Annotated in this window: 15 protein-coding genes; 6 read left to right on the forward strand and 9 right to left on the reverse strand. The window is 64.1% G+C overall.

The genetic code is table 11. The annotated features are described in order from the left end of the window. Positions 1 to 112 precede the first annotated feature (112 nt). The 3 genes from GWL_RS10045 (at position 113) to GWL_RS10055 (ending at position 3,818) form a co-directional block, all read left to right on the forward strand. Entirely contained in the window at positions 113 to 1,585 is a 1,473-nt protein-coding gene (locus tag GWL_RS10045; RefSeq protein WP_008329470.1) for an MFS transporter, read from the forward strand. Next, positions 1,572 to 3,098 (forward strand): FGGY family carbohydrate kinase, encoded by a 1,527-nt coding sequence (locus GWL_RS10050; protein ID WP_008329472.1) that lies wholly within the window; start codon positions 1,572 to 1,574, stop codon positions 3,096 to 3,098. The genes GWL_RS10045 and GWL_RS10050 overlap by 14 nt, the downstream gene beginning before the upstream one ends. Positions 3,099 to 3,272: 174 nt before the next feature. Then, entirely contained in the window at positions 3,273 to 3,818 is a 546-nt protein-coding gene (locus GWL_RS10055; RefSeq protein WP_008329474.1) for a glycerol-3-phosphate responsive antiterminator, read from the forward strand. 24 nt (positions 3,819 to 3,842) lie between these two features. Here the strand turns inward: GWL_RS10055 and GWL_RS10060 are convergent, their stop codons facing one another. After that, positions 3,843 to 6,197, reverse strand: coding sequence for a DUF3141 domain-containing protein (locus GWL_RS10060; RefSeq protein WP_008329478.1), 2,355 nt, complete (start codon positions 6,195 to 6,197; stop codon positions 3,843 to 3,845). 139 nt (positions 6,198 to 6,336) lie between these two features. Between GWL_RS10060 and GWL_RS10065 the strand changes: the two genes are divergently transcribed. Then, positions 6,337 to 7,209 (forward strand): HDOD domain-containing protein, encoded by an 873-nt coding sequence (locus GWL_RS10065; protein WP_008329481.1) that lies wholly within the window; start codon positions 6,337 to 6,339, stop codon positions 7,207 to 7,209. Between the two features lie 12 nt (positions 7,210 to 7,221). Here GWL_RS10065 and GWL_RS10070 read toward each other — a convergent pair whose 3' ends face one another. The 8 genes from GWL_RS10070 to urtA all read right to left on the reverse strand — a co-directional run bounded on the left by GWL_RS10070 (position 7,222) and on the right by urtA (position 15,029). After that, entirely contained in the window at positions 7,222 to 7,518 is a 297-nt protein-coding gene (locus tag GWL_RS10070) for a zinc ribbon domain-containing protein (RefSeq protein WP_008329482.1), read from the reverse strand. A gap of 82 nt (positions 7,519 to 7,600) precedes the next feature. Continuing rightward, on the reverse strand, positions 7,601 to 8,779 hold the full coding sequence (gene fmdA / locus GWL_RS10075) for a formamidase (RefSeq protein ID WP_008329483.1): 1,179 nt from the start codon (positions 8,777 to 8,779) through the stop codon (positions 7,601 to 7,603). Between the two features lie 50 nt (positions 8,780 to 8,829). Continuing rightward, complete coding sequence (locus tag GWL_RS10080; protein ID WP_008329484.1) at positions 8,830 to 9,861, reverse strand: aliphatic amidase; 1,032 nt, start codon at positions 9,859 to 9,861, stop codon at positions 8,830 to 8,832. A 29-nt stretch (positions 9,862 to 9,890) separates the two neighbouring features. Beyond that, positions 9,891 to 10,580, reverse strand: coding sequence for an urea ABC transporter ATP-binding subunit UrtE (urtE, locus tag GWL_RS10085; RefSeq protein ID WP_008329487.1), 690 nt, complete (start codon positions 10,578 to 10,580; stop codon positions 9,891 to 9,893). A gap of 25 nt (positions 10,581 to 10,605) precedes the next feature. Next, complete coding sequence (gene urtD, locus GWL_RS10090) at positions 10,606 to 11,373, reverse strand: urea ABC transporter ATP-binding protein UrtD (protein WP_008329490.1); 768 nt, start codon at positions 11,371 to 11,373, stop codon at positions 10,606 to 10,608. Beyond that, complete coding sequence (gene urtC, locus GWL_RS10095) at positions 11,370 to 12,575, reverse strand: urea ABC transporter permease subunit UrtC (protein ID WP_034350656.1); 1,206 nt, start codon at positions 12,573 to 12,575, stop codon at positions 11,370 to 11,372. The genes urtD and urtC overlap by 4 nt, the downstream gene beginning before the upstream one ends. Positions 12,576 to 12,736: 161 nt before the next feature. Beyond that, a complete protein-coding gene (gene urtB / locus GWL_RS10100) occupies positions 12,737 to 13,654 on the reverse strand; it encodes an urea ABC transporter permease subunit UrtB (protein WP_008329495.1) in 918 nt (305 codons plus the stop codon). A 118-nt stretch (positions 13,655 to 13,772) separates the two neighbouring features. After that, positions 13,773 to 15,029 carry an urea ABC transporter substrate-binding protein gene (urtA, locus tag GWL_RS10105; RefSeq protein ID WP_008329498.1) on the reverse strand — a complete coding sequence of 419 codons (1,257 nt, stop codon included), beginning with the start codon at positions 15,027 to 15,029 and terminating at the stop codon, positions 13,773 to 13,775. Positions 15,030 to 15,531: 502 nt separating this feature from the next. Between urtA and GWL_RS10110 the strand changes: the two genes are divergently transcribed. Together GWL_RS10110 and GWL_RS10115 are read left to right on the forward strand one after the other, a co-directional pair. Further along, a complete protein-coding gene (locus GWL_RS10110) occupies positions 15,532 to 18,969 on the forward strand; it encodes an ATP-binding protein (protein WP_008329500.1) in 3,438 nt (1,145 codons plus the stop codon). Beyond that, positions 18,947 to 19,939 (forward strand): response regulator transcription factor, encoded by a 993-nt coding sequence (locus GWL_RS10115; RefSeq protein ID WP_008329501.1) that lies wholly within the window; start codon positions 18,947 to 18,949, stop codon positions 19,937 to 19,939. Before GWL_RS10110 ends, GWL_RS10115 begins: the two co-directional genes overlap by 23 nt. Positions 19,940 to 20,010: the final 71 nt, after the last annotated feature.

Below are 20,010 nucleotides of genomic sequence, written 5' to 3' on the forward strand. Positions count from 1 at the left end.
CGGACTCATAGAATTGCCCGGCAGATAATTCATACAAGAGACCATCTGTAAGATGGTCTCACCACGCGCGCAGTTTGCCACGGCCTCTTACAGACAACATCAGGAGAGCCCTGTGCACACCGCAGTCCCCCTGCGCGGCATTGACGATGTCGTCGCCTTCATCGATTCCCGTTCCGCCCTCTCTGGCCACGCCGGCCTGGTGTGGTGGCTGCTGCTGGGCGGCCTGTTCCTCGAGGCCCTTTCGCACTCCGCCCTGAGCGTCGGCCTGGCGCCGATGATCCGCCAGCTCGGCCTGGGGCCGTCCGAGGTCGCCCTGCTGGCGTCCTCGGCGGCATTCTCCGCCCTGCTGGCCAATCCCCTGGGTGGCTGGCTGGCCGACCGCTGGGGCCGGGTCCGCCCGCTTCTGGCAGCCAAGTTGCTGGTCCTGGCGGCGGCCCTGCTGGTCGCCTTCGGCGAAGAGTTCGGAACCCTCGTGACCGGACGCGTCATCGCCGGTCTGGCCTTTGGCCTGGATTTTGCCGTCGCCATGGCCATGCTGGCCGAACTGACGCCGCAACGACTGCGCCATCGCCTGAACCTGTGGCAAGCCCTGTGGTATCTGGCCGTGTGCAGCAACCTGCTGCTGACACTGGCGGTAGAGCAATGGGAGGTCGGCGACAGCCTGTGGCGCTACCCGCTCGCCTTCACCGCCGCCGCCGCGCTGTTGCTGCTGAACCTGCAAATGCTGCTGCTGGTGGAAAGCCCCTGCTGGCTGGCCCGCCGCCAGCGCTGGCAGGCACTGTCCGACACGCTGGAACGGCTCTATCCCGGCCAATCCTTCCAGATCCCCGAGGCCCTGCTGCACCCACCGGACGCCCCCGGCTTCGGTCTGGCAGGCATGCCACGTCGCTCGGATCCGGGTCTGCGCTCGCTGCTGCGTCGCCCCTACCGTGCCCGCATCATGCTGGCCGCCAGCGTGCAGATCGGCCAGGCGGTGCAATACTTCGCCATCGGCTGGTACTTGCCGGTGCTGGGCATGGAGCTCTTTGGCGAGGATTTCTCCCAGGCCGCCCTGGGCGTGCTGGTCTTCAACGTATGCGGCCTCGCGGGGGGCCTGCTGGCGCCCGCCCTGGCGCGTCGACTGGGGCTGAGACAGGCGGCGGCCTGGGGCTTTGCGATGTGCTGCCTGGTCCTGCTGGTGCTGGCCGGGTCCTGGCGGCAGCTCGCGGGATGGCAGGCCCTGCTGCTCCCTTCGCTGTTCCTGCTGTGCCACGCGGCCGGTCCGGGCGCCAACGGCAAGAGCCTGTCGTCGCTCTCGTTTCCCAGCGAACTGCGCGCGCGTGCCAACGGCGTGATGGGCAGCCTGGGAGGAGCGTCAGCAACGCTGGCCCTGTTTCTCTTTCCGCTGCTGCAGTCCGCCCTGGGCACGGCCGCTTGCCTGCTGCTGGTTGCCGCCCTGGCGCTGCTGGCGGCACTGGCCTGCTGCCTGATACGCTGGGATCCGCAACGATCAGGATTCCATCCCGATCTCGAAGCAATGACGACACCCGACGTCGCCATGACGCCACCCGCGCGTACCGACAGAAGACGCCATGAAAGGCCGTGACGGCATCCTCGCCATCGATGCCGGCACCTCCAGCACGCGCGCCGCAGTGGTCACGGCAGATGGCCTGGTCTCCTGCCTGCAGCGGCGTGCGCTGACCACGCATTCACCCCGCAGCGGCGTGGTCGAACAGGATGCCGACCAGATCTGGCAGCGCACCCTGGCCGTATGTCGCGCCACCCTGCAGCAAGCTGACCAGAAGGGATTGCAGGTGCGCGCCATCGGCCTGAGCACCCAGCGCGCCAGCGCCGTGTTGTGGGATACCGTCAGCGGCGAACCGCTGGTGCCGGTACTGGCCTGGCAGGACAGCCGCCATGCCGCCGACCTGGCGGCCCTGGCCCCGCGCTGGGACCCTTGCCTGCGCTTGCACCTGGGACGCCCGGCGGGCAGCCGCTCGCCCTATCTGTGGGCGGCACAGCTGCTGCGCAGCCACCCGCGCGTGGCACGCGCCTGGGAGCGGGGAAGGCTGGGCTTCGGCAGCATCGATACCTGGCTGCTCTGGCAGTTGAGCGGGCGACGCCTGCTGGCCACCAGCGCCACCAATGCCACGGCCTGCAACGCCTATGTGCTGGATCGCCATGCCTATGCGCTGGACTGGCTGGAGGCGCTGGGCTTCCCCGTCGCGCTCTTGCCGGCGCTGTATCAGGATGCCGACGACTACGGCAGCAGCGACGCCGGCCTCACCGGCGTGGCGCTGCCCATCCGCGCCTGCGCCGGTGACCAGCTGGCCGCCGCGATCGGACTGGGCTGCCTGGAGGCGGGCCAGGCACTGTGCCAGCACGGCACCGGCAGCTTCATCGATGTGCTGATCGGTACCCGCGCCGCGCTGGGCGGTGCAAGCCAGAGCGACGGCAGCGGCGTCGTAGTCACTGCCCGCCGTCGCGACCATGTCTCGCACTTCGCACTGGAAAGCTACTGCGCCACTACCGGGGCCGCCCTGAACTGGGCCTGCCAGCGCCAGCACTGGTTCCCCAATGCACGCTGCCTGCTGGCCCTGGCGGCCAGCGTGAGTTCGTCAGGTGGTGTCAGTTTCATCCCGGCCCTGGCCGGGGTACAGGCGCCGCTGCGTCACAGCGCCGCGCGGGCCGCCCTGCAAGGCTTGTCGCTGGCCACCAGCCGTGCCGACATCGCGCATGCGCTGGTGGAAGGCATCGCCCAGACCGTGGCCGCCAGCCTCAGCGCCAATGCCGACCAGGCCGGATTGCCGGTCACGCAGATGATGAGTGGCGGCACCCTGGCCGGCAGCGATCTGCTGCTGCAACTGCAGGCTGACCTCTCGGGCGTGCCGACCTGTCGCACGCATCAGAGCGCCCACGCCAGCCTGCGCGGCATTGCCTACCTGGCGGGCAGCCACGGCCTGTTGTGGGACGATCTGCCGCTAGCCTGCGCCCGCACCCGGCTGCAAGCCGTCTTCCAACCGCGTATCGACGCCGCCGAGCGCAGCTGCCGTCGCAGTCTGTGGCAGGCACGCCTGTACGCCGAGCTGGAGCACGTCCGCCAGCAAAACGCGTACTAGCGGCACCGCCCTTTTCCCTGCTGTTTTCATTTCTCTTTTTTCACTCTGGAACCCCGCATGCGCTCTCCCACCCCTCCCCCTCGTGTCTCCACACGTTCAGGCCCCTCGCCAATCCCTGCCACGCCCGCCACCGATGATCGGTCACTGCAAGCCAGGCTGCGGCGCCAGCCGGTCATGGCGGCCATCTATGGAATGCAGCATCTGACCGCCTTCCTCGACAGCGCCGCCGAAGTCGGCATCATGGCGCATGTGGAATTGCGCGAGTTGCAGGCGGTCATTGCCAGCTTCAAGGCGGCCGGCAAATTCCCCCTGCTCAATGTGGACACCTGTGAAGGGCTGGCCCAGGACAAGGCTGCCATCGATTACCTGGTCGCCATCGGCGTCCCGGCGCTGGTCTCGACCCGGGTGGCCACGCTGGTGCGCGCCAACCGTGCCGGCATGATCACCATGCAGAAGGTGTTCGTTACCGATCGCACCACCTGGCCGCGCAGTCTGAAGGCACTGGAACAGAGCGAACCCAACCTGGTGCAGCTGATGCCGGCGCCAATGCTCACGCAACTGCAGCAGGCCGACCGCGCCGTGCTGCCGCCCATCGTGGCATCTGGCTTCGTCTGCAATGAAGACGATGCGCGTGCGGCGCTGGCGGCCGGGGCGGTGGCCCTGTCCAGCAGCGAGCAGCGCTTGTGGAACCTGCCGACCGGCGCGATCAGCGCGCCATGAGCAAGTGGCGGGCGTATGCAGCGGCTATGCAGTGCGCCGACGCGACCTGGTCGGCCCGGTCGCCTTTTTCTTCGTAGCGGCCGGCTTGGCCGTCGGCGCCGCCACGACTGGCTTGCGCGCGCTACGCTTGCGCGTGGGTGCCGCATCGCCGCCGTCTTCACCGATGGCCTTGGTGAGCTTGCGCGCCAGCGCGATCACGCGATCGGGATCGACGTCGAGCGTGCCCATGAGCAGCTCGATGATTTCCGAGCGCGGATTGGCCAGCGTCGGCTCGATCATCATCACCGCCGCCGCCAGCGCCAGCGCACGCTCGCGCGAGGCGGTATCGGGCAGCATCTGCCCCAGCGCATTGAGCGCCTCCACCGGTGCCACCGCCGTGATGCGCGCCTGCTCCTTGAGCAATTGCACCCAGTTGGTCTGCGGCGAAACGCTGGCGTGCATGTTCGGCAATTGCGCCAGCAGCCGCGCCAGACGCAGGCTGCGCCGCTCGAACGCACCAATGGAGACCATGCCGGCGATGACGATGCGGCATACCGCCTGGGCAAAACTGCCCTCGGCAATCTGGTCGATGACACTCTCACGGTAGCGCCCCAGCTCCTGCTGCGCCCAGCGCTGGGCCACGTCGGCATCGGGCTCGTGCGGCGGCAGCCAGGCCCCCAGGCCGGTCGGGCCGAACAACTGGCGCGTCATGCGCACGGTACGGGCATCCCGCTGGTCGCGCCAGGCATTGAGTTCGTCGGTGATCTTCTGCGCCATGCGGCGCTCGTATTGCTTCAGCGGGTGATCCGGGTCGAGTTGCACCCGCTGGGCGCGGGCGGCCGAGGCCTGCTGGCGAATGAAGGCTGCCGCCGGATGCGTGTCCGAGAACAGTTGCCGCTGCATGCGCAGGGGATTCATGCGCATGAGCGCGCTGGCGCTCTCGCGCGTGGCCGTCATGCGCACCCAGGGCCGCATCCAGGTCTTGTACCACTGCGCATTGATCTGTGACCACTGGCTGATGGTCGAGAAGATCGACTCTTCCTCGCGTCCTTCCGGATTGAGCTTGCGCAGGTCCTCCATGGTGCGGTGCTGGTAATGCACCGTATAGTCGCCTGGCTCCAGCTCATCCCAGCGCTGGCTCGGACGGCCATCCTTGCGCTCCAGCTTCATTTCGTAGAGGCCCGGCGGCAGGCTCTCGATCACGTCCAGCGAGCTGACCAACTGGTCATGCTCCTTGAGCGCCACCGAACCGCCCACGAAAATGCCCAGATGCCCCACGCTTTCATGCAGCACGTAGATGATGGTGCGTCCGGCGGCGGCGATGGCGCGCTCGTCGCCCCAGACATCGATGATCCAGTTCAGCGCCTGCGGCGGCGGCGTGATGTTGTCGCCCCAGGAGGCGAAGACCACGATGGGCGCAGTAATGTCGCGCAGATTCACTGAACGGCCTCTGACCTCCAGCTCGCCGCGCGCCAGCTTGTTGCCCACGAACAGGTTCTCGGTGATGGCTTCGATCTCGGCACCGGTCATGCGGAAGAAACCGCCCCACCAGCGTTCGAACTCCAGGAAGCGCGGCGCCTCCTGGTCGACCCCGGCCCACAGGTTGTAGTACTTGCTCCAGAAGGTATTGGCCGGATTGAGCTTCTCGAAATTCTCCACCAGGCAGGCGCCATCGAAACGATCCGCCCCGAGGTCGGCCGCCAGCGAAGCCAGCCAGGTCCCGCCAAGGGTGGCGCCGCTGTAGCGCATGGGATTGAGCGTGGAGCTGCCGGCCCAGTAGGACGCCGGCGCCCCGACCATCATCAGCGGGCCGAACAGTTCGGGCCGGACTGCGTCCAGCGTCATCATGGCCCAGCCGGCCTGGCAGTTGCCGATCACCACCGGCTTGGCCGGGCATTGCGGATGGCGACGAATCACCTCTTCCAGGAACATCGCCTCGGCGTCCATCACCGTCACCAGCGTCTGTCCATCTTCCGGCTCGGGACGGAAAGTGACGAAATAGACCGTATGCCCCGCCTTCATCGCCATGCCCACTTCGGAATCGAACTTGAAACCGCCGATGCCGGGACCATGCCCGGCGCGCGGATCGACCACCACCACCGGCCGCGCCTGCGCATCGACCGCCAGCCCGGGCGGCGGCTGCAGGCGCAACAGCGCGTAGTTGCAGGGTTGCGGCAGGTCGTGGCCGTCCAGTACCAGCTCATGCTCGAACTTCAGCAGCGGTGGCGTACCCTGTTCCAGATGTTGCAGATAGTCATTGCCACGGTCGAGCAAGGTATCGAGGAACAGGAAACTGCGCTGTACGCAATCCTGCACATACAGCGGCACGTCATTCCAGGCCGCAGCGGGGGCAGCCGGATGGTCGAGGGCGGGGGAATCGGGGGTCTTGCGGCTTGCCATGGGTGCACTCCGGTCAAGTGAGACATCCATCATACTGATGCAGATCGTCAGCAAATCGTCCGATCTCTGCGACAATGGAACCGCAATTCCCGGAATTGGGGATGAAATCCCCTGAAAACCATTGCACGGAGGAACTTTCATGGAGCTCAAGAGCCTGGTGGACCAGCCTGGCAAACTGCCGACCATCCCCAAGGTGGTCCAGCAATTGATGGCCAGCTTCGACAGCGAGGAAGTCTCCGCCCACGAGATCGCCCAGCAGATCGCGGCGGACCCGGCACTGACGGCCAAGGTATTGCGGCTGGCCAATTCGGCGTTCTTTCATGCTTCGCGCACCATCGGTACGGTCGACGATGCGCTGCGCATGCTGGGTTTCATCATGGTGCGCAACCTGGTGCTGGGCAATGGCATGGTGGCCGCCTTCAAGAGCACGCGCGGCATGGACCTGCCGCAGTTCTGGCGCCATACGCTCCATACCGCGGTGGCGGCGCGCTGGCTGGCCATGCACGCTGGGATCAACGGCGAGGACAATGGCGACGCCGTCTTCACGGTCGGCATGATGCACGGCATCGGCCAGTTGCAACTGCATGCGGTCGCTGCTGCTACCGTCGCCTCGCTGGACAAGCAGTGCAATGTACTCGATGCCGACCGTGCCGCACGGGAAAGTCAGACCTGGGGCTTCGATTACGCCGACGTCTCGGCCGAACTGGCGGCGATCTGGCACTTCCCGGATGCACTGGTGACCGCCCTGCGTTCGGTGCCCGATCCGCTGGCCGCCAGCCGCCTCGATCGCGCCGCTGCCTGGGTCCACCTGGGCGCATGGGCTGCGCGCGTGAACGTGCTGTCGCTCGATGACGAGGCCGCGCTGGCCACCTATCCGATTGCCGTGGCCAAGAAATTGGGCGTGGATCCGGCGTGGATGCCGGTGCTGGTCAAGCACGCCGCCGACAAGGCCGAGCGCGCCATGCCTTCGCTTACCGAACTGGCAGCAGGGCTGGACGCCATGCTGGAATAGGTCTGGTCCGTATCAGGTCGCACAGATGCTGCAGCTGTGTCCCTTGCAGTTGTGCAGTACGCTGCTGCGCCCTGCGCCCGCATGCGTGCCGGGCCCGGTCGCGCCCTGCCCGGCCAGTTGCTCGGCCCCGTTGCGCGGCTGCCAGCGATACTTGACCTGCAATCCCACATGGCCACCCGTGGGCATGGGCGAGGCTGCGGTCTCCTGCTTGCAGTAAGGACAGGTGGTCTGCCCATGCAGGCCCTGCAGGGAAATGAGCCGTTCGAAGATGCCTTCGCAATAGCTGCAGCGGATGTCGTACAAAGGCATGTTGTCCTCCTCAAGAATCTGCGACAAAAAACCCGACCAGGCCTGAGCCCGGCCGGGAACACACACGTCACTGCGTTGATCGCTACGCTTTGCGGCCCCAATAGGATTTATCGTTGAGCATGCCCTTGGGGGTGATGTCCTGATCGAAGATCGAGGTCGGCAATGCCACCGTACAGGCGCAGTTGGGAATGTCGACGATGCCGCCGATGCGCCCTTCCACCGGTGCGGCGGTCAGCAGCATGTAGGCCTGGCTGCCGGTGTAGCCGAAGTGGGTCAGGTAGTCGATGGCCTTGAGGCAAGCCTGGCGATAGGCCACGGTGGCATCGAGGTAGTAGTTCACACCGTTTTCCACGCTGATGCCTTCAAAGGTCAGCCACTGCTCGTAATGCGGCTTGACGATGCTGGGCATGAAGATGGGCGAGGTGATGTTGTACTTGGCCATGCCGCCCTTGATGAGATCGAAGCCGACGTGGCTCACGCCATCCATCTCGATGGCGCCGCAGAAACCGATCTCGCCGTCACCCTGCGAGAAGTGCAGGTCACCCATCGAGAAGCCGGCCCCCTTCACGTACACCGGGAAGAAGATGCGGGTACCCGCCGACAGATCCTTGATGTCGGTATTGCCGCCATGCTCGCGTGGTGGCACGGTGCGGGCAGCAACCTTGGCCATCTCCTCGAACTTGGCGCCGGTCAAGCCGCGCAGCACCGCCGTGCTGGGGTTGGGCGGCTGCGCCAGGCCCTTGGCGGCCAGCGGCGCTTCGCGGCGGTTCCACTCGGCCAGCAAGTCATGCGAGGGCAGGCAACCCATCAGGCCCGGGTGCGTCAGGCCGGCGATGCGCACGCCAGGGATGTGGCGCGAGGTGGCATACAAGCCCTTCAGATCCCAGATGGCCTTGTCGGCGTCGGGGAAATAATCGGCCAGGAAGCCGCCACCGTTTTCCTTGGCGAACACGCCCGAAAAACCGACGGGTGTCACCGGCTTGATGTCCAGCAGGTCAATCACCAGCAGGTCACCCGGCTCGGCGCCTTCGACGTGGAAGGGACCGGTCAGCGGATGGGCGCGGGTCAGGTCGACGTTCTTGACGTCGGAGACGTCATCGGTGTCCTGGATCTGCGCGTCGAGGAAGTCCAGCGACTCGATCAGGATGGATTCGCCCGGCTTGACCGAGGCCAGGAATGGCAGGTCGGGATGCCAGCGGTTATGGCCCAGTTCGGCCTGCTCTGCCAGCGGGACGCCGGGCTTGATCTTGAAGTGCTGCATGCGATCTCCTTGGTGGTGGGTGTGTGATGGCGACCTTGGGACCGTGGGCCTCAGGCCGCCGGCTCGGTGGGAATCCCCGGCATCGGGCATTCGGGCGTGCCGGCACTGTTGCGGGTCAGTGCCTCGACCTGGGCGCGCGCCGCCTGCGGATCATTGACCCAGGTGCGATAGAAGTCGAAGGGACACTCGGCCACGCCCGCCGGCGATTCGCCCGAATTGATCTTGCCGGTGTAGCCGCGATGCAGCAGCTTGTAGAGGTGGTTCTGCGACTGCCAGTGGCGGCGCGCATCGCGGATGGCCGAGACCGACAGTTCGGCATACTGGATGCCCATCTCCTCGGTGCCGCATTCGCCCAGCGTGCGGCCATCGAAACCGACGATGGCCGAATGGCCGAAATAGGAATAGACGCCATCGAACCCGGCGGCATTGGCCACGGCCACGTAGAGATTGTTCATCCAGGCCATGGCCTTGGAGACCATGATCTGCTGCTCCTTGGCCGGATACATGTAACCCTGGCAGCGCACCACCAGTTCCGCGCCCTTCATGGCGCAGTCGCGCCAGATCTCCGGATAGTTGCCGTCGTCGCAGATGATGAGGCTGATCTTGAGGCCCTTGGGGCCGTCGCAGACATAGGTGGTATCGCCCGGATACCAGCCCTCGATGGGCGTCCACGGCATGATTTTGCGGTACTTCTGCACGATCTCGCCCTGGTCGTTGATGAGGATCAGCGTGTTGTAAGGGACCTTGCGCGGATGCTCTTCATGGCGCTCGCCGGTCAGCGAGAACACGCCCCACACACCGGCGATGCGGCAGGCTTCGGAAAAGATGGCGGTCTCGTCACCGGGGATGGTGGCGGCGGTTTCGAACATTTCTTCACGGTCATACATGATGCCGTGGGTGGAATACTCGGGGAACACCACCAGGTCCAGCCCCGGCAATCCCTGCTTCATGCCGACCAGCATGGCGGCGATCTTCCTGGCGTTCTCCAGCACCTCTGCGCGTGTATGCAGGCGCGGCATCTTGTAGTTCACCACGGCCACGCCGACGGCGTCGCGGCTACTTGAAATGTCTCCATGTCGCATGGGCTTGCTCCTCTGAAAAGACGGTCAGATCAGACCGACAGATACTTGCTGATGGTGGGCGCATCGACGTTCTCGCGCGTGTCTTCGTAGACGAAGCGGCCCTTGTCGATGACCAGGAAACGATCGGCAATCTCCAGCGTGAAGCTCAGCACCTGCTCCGAGACCACGATGGTGAGCGCGCGTATCTTGCGGATTTCCTTGAGGCTCCTGGCGATGTCCTTGATGATGGATGGCTGGATGCCCTCGGTGGGTTCATCCAGCAGCAGCACGCGAGGATTGGTCGCCAGTGCGCGCGCAATGGCCAGTTGCTGCTGCTGGCCACCGGAGAGATTGCCGCCCTTGCGGGTGCGCATGTCATAGAGCACCGGGAACAGCGAATACAGTTCGTCGGGCACCTTGCCCTTGGCCGAGGCGGGCAAGCCGGTCTGGATGTTTTCCAGCACAGTCATATGCGAAAAGATCATGCGCCCCTGCGGCACGTAGGCCACGCCGCGCTCGACGCGCTGGTGGCTTTCCAGACCACCCAGTTCCACGCCGTCGATGCTGATGCTGCCGCCGCGCAGCGGCAGGATGCCCATCAGGGTCTTGAACAGCGTGGTCTTGCCCATGCCGTTGCGGCCCATGACGGCGACGATTTCTTCCTTGGCCACCGACAGATCGACGTCGTGGATGACCTTGCTCTGGCCGTAGCCGGAAGCGAGTTGCGAGACTTTGAACATGGCAGGCTCCGAGGGTGATAGGCGTTCAGTGACCGAGATAGACATCGATCACCTTGGGATCGGACTGCACCTTCTCCATGCTGCCTTCGGCCAGGATTTTCCCCTGGTGCAGCACGGTGACCTTGTGCGCGATGCTCTTGACGAAATCCATGTCGTGCTCGATCACCACCACCGAACGGCCCTGACTGATGCGGCCCAGCAGCTCGGCGGTCTTTTCGCGTTCGGACACGCTCATGCCGGCCACCGGTTCGTCCAGCATCAGCAACTCCGGTTCCTGCATCAGCAGCATGCCGATCTCCAGCCACTGCTTCTGCCCGTGCGAGAGCAGGTCAGCCTGGGTGTGCAGTTGCTCTTCCAAAAAGATGTCGGCAGCCACCGCCTCCACCCGCGCCACCACATCCGGCGAACGCTTGAAGGTCAGCGCACCGAACACCTTTCGGCCACGCGGGAAGGACATTTCCAGGTTCTCGAACACCGAAAGGTTTTCGTAGATGGAGGGGGTCTGGAACTTGCGCCCTACCCCCACGCGCACGATGGCGTGCTCGCTCATCCTGGTCAGTTCATGGTTGTTGAACTTGATGCTGCCGGAGGTGGCGCGAGTCTTGCCGCAGATCAGGTCCAGCACCGTAGTCTTGCCTGCGCCATTGGGGCCGATCACCACGCGTACTTCATTGCGCTGCACGTAGAGATTGAGCTTGTCCACGGCCTTGAAACCGTCGAAGGACACGGTCAGGTCTTCGATGGCCAGGACCGGATGGGCATCCGATTCGAAACCGATGGGGTTCTCGCTCATTTGCTGGCCTCCAGGGTGGCGCCCGGCTCGATGCCGTCACGCTTGGTTTCAGGGTTGGCCGGACGGGCCGCAGTCTTGACCGGTTCGGGCGCAGCCGACATCACCGGCTTGGGCTCACCACGCAGCCTGCCCATCAGGCGCTTGCCCTGGGTCTGCCACAGACCAGCGAGACCGTTGGGGAAATACATCACCACCGCGATGAAGAGACCGCCCATCAGGAACAGCCACAGCTCGGGGAAGGTTTCGGAAAAGTAGGTCTTGCCAAAGTTCACCAGCAGCGTTCCATACACCGCACCCAGCAGCGACATGCGGCCTCCCACTGCAGCAAAGATCACCATTTCGATGGAGGGCACGATGCCCACGAAGGACGGCGACATGAAACCCACCTGCAAGGTGAACATGGCCCCGCCGATGGCCGAGAACATGGCCGCCACGCAGAACACGAAGACCTTGAAGCTGGCCACGTCATAGCCCGAAAAGCGCACCCGTTCTTCCTTGTCGCGCATGGCCACCAGCAGGCGGCCCAGCTTGGAACCGAGGATGTAACGGCCGAACAGGATGCAGCCGAACAGCAGTCCTGCATTGACGAAATACAGCACCAGCTTGGCGTGGTCGGTGCGGATATCCCAGCCCATCAGGGTGCGCAGGTCGGTGATGCCGTTGACACCCCCGGTCAAGCCCTGCTGGCCGATGATGAGGATGGACAGGATGGCCGCAATGGCTTGCGTGACGATGGAGAAATACACGTCCCCCACGCGGCGCTTGAACATCGCCATGCCGATCAGCATGGCCAGCACGGTCGGCACCGCCAGCACCGCAAGGATCGTGAAGGCAAAGCTGTGGAAAGGCTCCCACATGGCCGGCAAGGCGGTGATCTGGTTCCAGTCCATGAAGTCGGGAATGCCCGGCGTGGACTGGATCTTGGTGCTGATGGGGTCGGAGGCTTCGAGCTTGAGGAACATGGCCATGCAGTAGCCACCCAGGCCGAAGAACACGCCCTGCCCCAGGCTCAGGATGCCGCCATAGCCCCAGCACAGCACCAGGCCCACCGCCACGAAGGCATAGGAAAGATATTTGCCGACCAGGTTGAGACGGAACATGTCCATCGTCAGCGGAAACACCACCAGCAGCAACACCGCCATGACCAGCAGGCCGAGCGCACCGGAGCGCCCACCCAACAGTTTTTCATAGGCTGCATTCATCATCGGACCTCGCTCATGTTGTGGGATCGGTAGAGGCTCTTCATCACTTGCGCACCTTGGCCGAGAACAGTCCTTGCGGCCGCAACATCAGGATCAGGATTTCATAGGCTGCATTCATCATCGGACCTCGCTCATGTTGTGGGATCGGTAGAGGCTCTTCATCACTTGCGCACCTTGGCCGAGAACAGTCCTTGCGGCCGCAACATCAGGATCAGGATCACCGCCGACAAGGTCAGCACCTTGGCCATGGAACCGGTCAGGAAGAACTCCGCCGTAGACTGGGTCTGGGCAATCGAGAAGGCCGAGGCGATGGTGCCGATCAGGCTTTGCGCGCCACCGAAGACCACCACCAGGAAGGTATCGACGATGTAGAGCGAACCGCTGGTCGGACCGGTGGAGCCGATGGTCGTGAAGGCCGCACCCGCCACCCCGGCCACCCCGCAGCCGAGCGCAAAGGTGGTACGGTCCACCTTGCGGGTGTTGATGCCCACCGCCCCGCTCATGACCCGGTTCTGCATCGTGGCCCGTACCTGCAGCCCCCAGCGCGAACGGAACAGCAGCACGAAGATGGCGCCGGTCAGCAAGACCGTCAGGCCCATCATGAAGAGACCGTTCAAGGGAATGTCGATGGCATCGGTGGGCTTGAAGGAACCCATGAGCCAGTCCGGCAAGGTAGCGCTGACTTCCTTGGCGCCGAAGATGGACCGGAAGGTCTGCTGCATCGCCAGCGACAGACCCCAGGTGGCCAGGAGCGTATCGAGCGGACGCTTGTAGAGGCGACTGATGAGCAACAATTCGGTGAGATAACCGATGCCATACGCCACCACAAAGGACAGGACGATGGCCGCAAAGAAATAGAACGGCTGCAAGGCCGGTGCATAGGTCGTGGTCAGGTGCGACAGCAGATAGGTGATGTAGGCACCGATGGTGAGGAATTCACCGTGGGCCATGTTGATCACCCCCATCTGCCCGAAGATGATGGCCAGGCCCAATGCCATCAACAGCAGCACACAGAAGACCGAGAGGCCGTTGAAGCCCTGCATGGCGAAGATGGCGCCAAATTCGGATAGAGAAACCATGATGACTCCCGACGGGGCAGAGTTGGAGAGAGGACGAAGGGGCGGCAGCGCCCGCATGTCACAACAGACGCCGCCGCTTTGCTGCACGAGGGGCTGGTCCCTGACCAGCCGATACGCCTTACTGATAGCCCTTCGGGAAAGGATTCGGCTCGATCAGCTCGGACTCGTAGACCACCTTGAACTGGCCATCCTTCTGCGCTTCGCCGATGCGGGTCTTGCTCCACAGGTGATGGTTTTCGTGGACCTTGACGTAGCCTTCCGGCGCGGTCTTGAGTTCGATACCGGGCGAAGCGGCCACCACCTTGTCGACATCAAAGCTGCCGGCCTTTTCCACCGCCGCTTTCCACAGCCAGGGACCGAGATAGGCGGCCTGGGTAACGTCGCCGATGACCGAATTGGCACCGAACTTGGCCTTGAACTCGGCCACGAATTTCTTGTTGTTGGGGTTGTCCAGGCTCTGGAAATATTTCATCGAGGCGAAGAAGCCTTCCACGTTCTCGCCACCGATGCCCAGCATTTCATCCTCGGTCACCGAGATGGTCAGCAGGTTCTGGGTCTTGGCGGTCACACCTGCCGCTTTCAACTGCTTGTAGAAGGCGACGTTGGACCCACCGACCACGTCGGCGAAGATCACGTCCGGCTTCTTCAGCTTGATCTTGTTGATGAGCGAACCGAACTGGGTATTGCCCAGCGGGTAGTACTCCTCGCCCACCACCGAGCCCTTGAGCACGTTCTCGATGTGCTTGCGGGCGATCTTGTTGGAGGTGCGCGGCCAGATGTAGTCGGAGCCGACCAGGAAGAAGGTCTTGGCCTTCTTTTCCTTGGCCACCCAGTTCAGGCCGGCCAGCACCTGTTGTGTCGCCTCCTGCCCGGTATAGAACACGTTCTTGGATTGCTCCAGGCCTTCGTAGAAGGTCGGGTAATACAGCAGGCCGTTGTCCTTCTCGAACACCGGCAGCACCGCCTTGCGCGAGGCCGAGGTCCAGCAGCCGAAGACAGCCGCCACACGGTCGTTCTCCAGCAGCTTCTTGGCCTTCTCGGCGAAGGTCGGCCAGTCGCTGGCACCGTCTTCCTGGATGATCTTGATCTTGCGGCCAAGGATGCCGCCCATCGCGTTGATCTGGTCAATGGCCAGGCGTTCAGCCTGGATCGAACCGGTCTCGCTGATGGCCATGGTGCCCGTGGCCGAGTGCAACTGACCGACGGTCACTTCGGTATCGGTGATGGCCAGCTTGGTGGTGTTGACCTTGGCGGTCGGATACTGCTGGGCCGAGGCCATGCCCGGCAGGGCCGCTGCTGCCGCCCCGGCGGCCAGGCCCATCAAGATCTTGCGGCGCGGGAACGAGGGAGGATTGGAAGACGAGGAATGCGACATGCGGTACTCCTTTCGGGCGTTGTTGTTGGACTCGGTCTGGGCCATCGTGGCGTCATGCAGGCGATGAAACGAAGGCCCCGGCGAGGTACTGCCCGCAAGGTGAGAAAGATGCGCACCGCACCTGCCGTCTGCCCTTCGTTCTGGGACGCAGAATAGGTTCGCCGGTGCAGCGCAACAATACGTTGTTTGACGTAAGCCCCCAGCTGGTGCGCCACACGCGCCTGCACAGCTTTCGCCCACGGTTTGCCTGCTGTTGGTGCGCACTGCCGCCGCACGGCGTCGGGATGCAGCGACAGGGCTTGCAAAGACCGCTGCGTTTTGGTGAATTCCCATGGGATGCCATGCGGCATCTACGTCATTTGACGTATGCCCTCGCGCTGCGAATGGTTTGAAAATTGCTTCACCATAAACACGCACAGCGCAGATCGTGTGCGGCGCAACGAGACAGACAAGGCAGTGACGACAACGACCGTCCGGATCCCCGACCTCACCAAGAGCCAACGTGACCCATCCCGCCACACAACGCATCGTCAAGGTCCGGCGCGACTACAACACCTGGGTCGCCAACGAAACGCTGGAAGACTACGCGCTGCGCTATACGCCGCTATCCTTCCGCCGCTGGTCCGAGTTCCGCCTGGCCAATACGGCCCTGGGCGCGACCTCCTTCCTGGCACTGGAAGCCATCAGCGGCGCCATTACCCTCAGTTATGGCTTCACCAATGCCTTCTGGGCGATCGTCTGCGTGATGGTGCTGTTTTTCGCCACCGGCCTGCCCATCAGCTACTACGCCGCGCGCTACGGAGTGGACATGGACCTGCTCACGCGCGGCGCCGGCTTCGGCTACATCGGCTCGACCATCACTTCGCTGATCTATGCCAGCTTCACCTTCATCTTCTTCGCGCTGGAAGCGGCCATCATGGCCCAGGCCATCGAGATCTATTTCGGTCTGCCGCTGGTATATGGCTACGTGCTCTGTTCGCTCATCATCATTCCCATGGTGGCCTACGGCATCACGCTCATCAACCGCCTGCAGATGTGGACCCAGCCGCTGTGGCTGGTGCTGCTGGTGCTGCCCTATGCCTGCGTGCTCTACAAGGAACCGGAAGCGCTGTCGAACCTCCTGAGCTTCGCCGGCCGCGCCGAGGAAGGCAGTTCCTTCAATCTCACCCTGTTCGGGGCCGCTGCCACGGTGGCCTTCTCGCTCATCGCGCAGGTGGGTGAGCAGGTCGACTTCCTGCGCTTCCTGCCGCAGAAGACCGCCGCCAATCGCGGGCGCTGGTGGAGTGCGCTGTTGCTGGCCGGCCCTGGCTGGATCCTGCTGGGCGGGGCCAAGATGCTGGGCGGCACGCTGCTGGCCTTCCTCGCCATCCAGCACGAGGTGCCCATGGCGCGGGCCGTGGAACCGACCCAGATGTACCTGATCGGCTACCAGTACGTGTTCGGCAATCCGGCCTTCGCGCTGGGGGCGGTCGTACTGTTCGTGGTGGTGTCGCAGATCAAGATCAATGTCACCAACGCCTATGCCGGCTCGCTGGCCTGGTCCAATTTCTTCGCGCGCCTCACGCACAGCCATCCGGGGCGGGTGGTGTGGCTGGTGTTCAATGTGTTGATTGCGGTGCTGCTGATGGAACTGGGCGTCTTCAATGCGCTGGAGCATGTACTGGCGCTCTACAGCCTGGTCGCCATCTCGTGGATCGGCGCCGTGGTGGCCGACCTGGTCATCAACAAGCCGCTGCGCCTGAGCCCGGCCCACATCGAATTCAAGCGTGCCCACCTGTATGACGTGAACCCGGTCGGTGTCGGCTCGATGGTCATCGCCACCCTGCTCTCCACGCTGGCCATGTCGGGCGTGCTGGGCAAGACGGTGGCGGCCATGGCACCCTTCATCGCCCTGGGTACCGCACTGGTGACGGCCCCGCTCATTGCCTGGGCCACCGGCAGCCGCTACTACATCGCGCGGCGCGATACGCTGTCCGAACAGAACTATCGCCCCGTCACGCCGGGTCAGACGCATTCAGTGCTCGATTGCGTGATCTGCGGCAATGCCTTCGAAACACCGGACATGGCCCATTGCCCGGCCTACCAGGGCGCCATCTGCTCGCTGTGCTGTTCGCTGGATGCGCGCTGCAAGGACCGCTGCAAGACACCGCGCGCACGGTTGCCCAACCAGATCCTGCACACCTTGCGCCAGCTGATCCCGGCGCGCTTCGCGGTCAAGCTCAATACCCGCCTCGGGCATTACCTGAGCGTGTTCGGTCTGCTGGCTGGCGGACTGGCGATTGTGTTGTGGATGCTGTATTTCCAGCAGATGGCCGATCTCTCCGGACTGACGCTCTCAGCCCCCGACTCGCTGCGTGGCGTCTTCATCAAGCTGTTCTGCCTCTTGCTGGTGGTGGTCGGCGTGGGTGCCTGGTGGCTGGTGCTGACCAACGAAAGCCGCGCCGTGGCCCAGGAAGAATCAGAGCGCCAGACCAATCTGTTGCTGCAGGAAATCGAAGCCCACAAGCAGACCGATGCCGAACTGCAGCGCGCCAAGGAAGCGGCCGAATCAGCCAACCTGGCCAAGAGCCGCTTCGTGGCCGGCATGAGCCACGAATTGCGCACGCCCTTGAACAGCATCCTCGGCTATGCGCAGATCCTGCACGTGGACGCCACCATCCCGCCGGCCCGCAAGGAAGCCATCGCCATCATCCGCCGCAGTGGCGAACACCTGTTGAGCCTCATCGACGGCCTGCTCGACATTGCCAAGATCGAGGCTGGCAAGATGCGCCTGGCCTCCGACGAACTGGCACTGGAAGCCTTCCTGGAGCAGATCGTCGGCATGTTCGCCCCGCAGGCCGAACAGAAGGGCCTGCACTTCCGCTTTGAGAAAAGCGGACGCCTGCCGCAGATCGTCCATGCCGACCAGAAACGCTTGCGCCAGATCCTCATCAACCTGCTGGGCAATGCCGTCAAGTTCACCGATCACGGCGGCGTCACGCTCAGGGTGCGTTATGCACGCGAGATTGCGTATTTCGATGTCATCGATACCGGCATCGGCATTGCCGACGACGACCTGGAACGTATCTTCCTGCCCTTCGAGCGCAGCAGCGCGGCCAATCTGCGCGAAGACATCGGCACCGGGCTGGGACTGGCCATCAGCCGCATGTTGGTGCACATCATGGGCGGCGAACTGGGGGTAGAGAGTCGGGTCGGGCTGGGCAGCAGCTTCCACCTCAAGATCTATCTGCCGCAAGTGCACGTACCGCGTCCGCGCATCAAGCTGGAGGATCAGATGTCGGGTTACGCAGGACCCTCGCGCCACATCCTGGTGGTCGATGACCAGGCTTCGCAACGGCGCCTGCTCAAGGACATGCTCATGCCGCTGGGATTCGTGGTGAGCGAGGCCGACAGCGGGCTGGCCTGCATGGAGCGGCTGGGCCACGACATCCCCGACCTGCTCCTGCTGGATATCGCCATGCCGCAGATGGATGGCTGGAGCGTGGCACGCGCCATCCGCGCGCGCGGGCTTGCGCAGTTGCCCATCCTGCTGGTATCGGCCAATGCCTTCGAGAACCTGCATGAGCGCAACGAGCCAGCGCTGGTCAATGATTTCGTGGTCAAGCCGGTCTCGTATCACGAATTGCTGGGCAAGCTGCGCCAGCATCTGCAACTGGACTGGGTGGCGTCGGCACAGCCTGCCGAGCCGCCGCCAGCACCGGCAGCGACGCAAGCCCTCCTGCTGGTACCGTCCCAGGACAGGCTGGCCTCACTGCTGGAGTTGGGCCGCATCGGCTATGCCAAGGAAATCCTGCGCCAGCTCGACGCCATGGAACGCCAGCAACCGGCCTACCTGCCCTTCACGACCGAGCTGCGACAGCTGGTCAAACAATTCCGCTTGAATGAATACGTCACCCGCATCCAGGAGCTGATCCGACATGATCTCAACGACGTTCGATAGACACGTGGTCCTGATCGTCGATGACATGCCCGACAACCTGGCCATGTTGTCCGATGCGCTCGATGAAAGCGGCCACATCGTCCTCGTCGCCACGGACGGACTGGCGGCGCTGGAGCGGCTGGACCACATCACGCCCGATCTGATCCTGCTGGACGCGATGATGCCCGGCATCGACGGTTTCGAGACCTGCCGCCGCATCAAGCAGGTCAAGCGCGTGGCGCATGTGCCGGTGGTATTCATGACCGGCTTGTCGGAGACCGAACACGTGGTGCGCGGCTTCGAGGTGGGCGGCATCGATTACGTGACCAAGCCGATCCGTCCGCAGGAAGTGGTGGCGCGCATCGGCGCGCATATCCGTACCGCGCGCATGATGACGCAGACGCGCGGCGTACTGGAACATGCCGCCCATGCGGTGATCGTGCTGGGCGGCCATGGCCTGCCGATGTGGCAGACCAGCAAGGCATCACAGTGGCTGGAGAAGTATTACGGTCCGGCTGCACCGAACAGCCACAAGTTGCCGGCTCCCTTGCAGGTATGGCTCAACGAGCAGTTGGTACGGCAACGCCAGGGTGAGAGCCTGGACCGGGTGCCACCGCTGATCGTGCGACAGCAGCAGGACGAGCTGCACATCACGCTTTGCGGACCCGGGCAGGGGCATGGCGTGAGCCTGGTGCTGGAAGAAAAAACGGCGGGCGCCACCCAGCGTGGCGACGACGGCATGAGCCTGCCGCCTACCCTGGAGGGCGCGCGCCTGACGCCGCGCGAGAGCGACGTCCTGCTCTGGCTGGGCAAGGGCAAGACCAACCGCGACATCGCCGAAATCCTCGGCATGAGTCCGCGTACGGTCAACAAGCACCTGGAACATATCTTCGTGAAGCTGGGGGTGGAGACGCGTTCGGCGGCGGCGGTGCTGGCGAGCAGTCTGGCCACCTCTAGCGGTGCCAGCAGCGGGACACAGTTGCTGCAATGAAGCCGACGCAATAAAGGCGCACACGCCGGGCGAGTTTGGCCTATCCTTGCACAGGGCACTTACGCCCATCA

This window comes from Herbaspirillum sp. GW103, assembly GCF_000261365.1.
Lineage (GTDB): Bacteria > Pseudomonadota > Gammaproteobacteria > Burkholderiales > Burkholderiaceae_D > Herbaspirillum.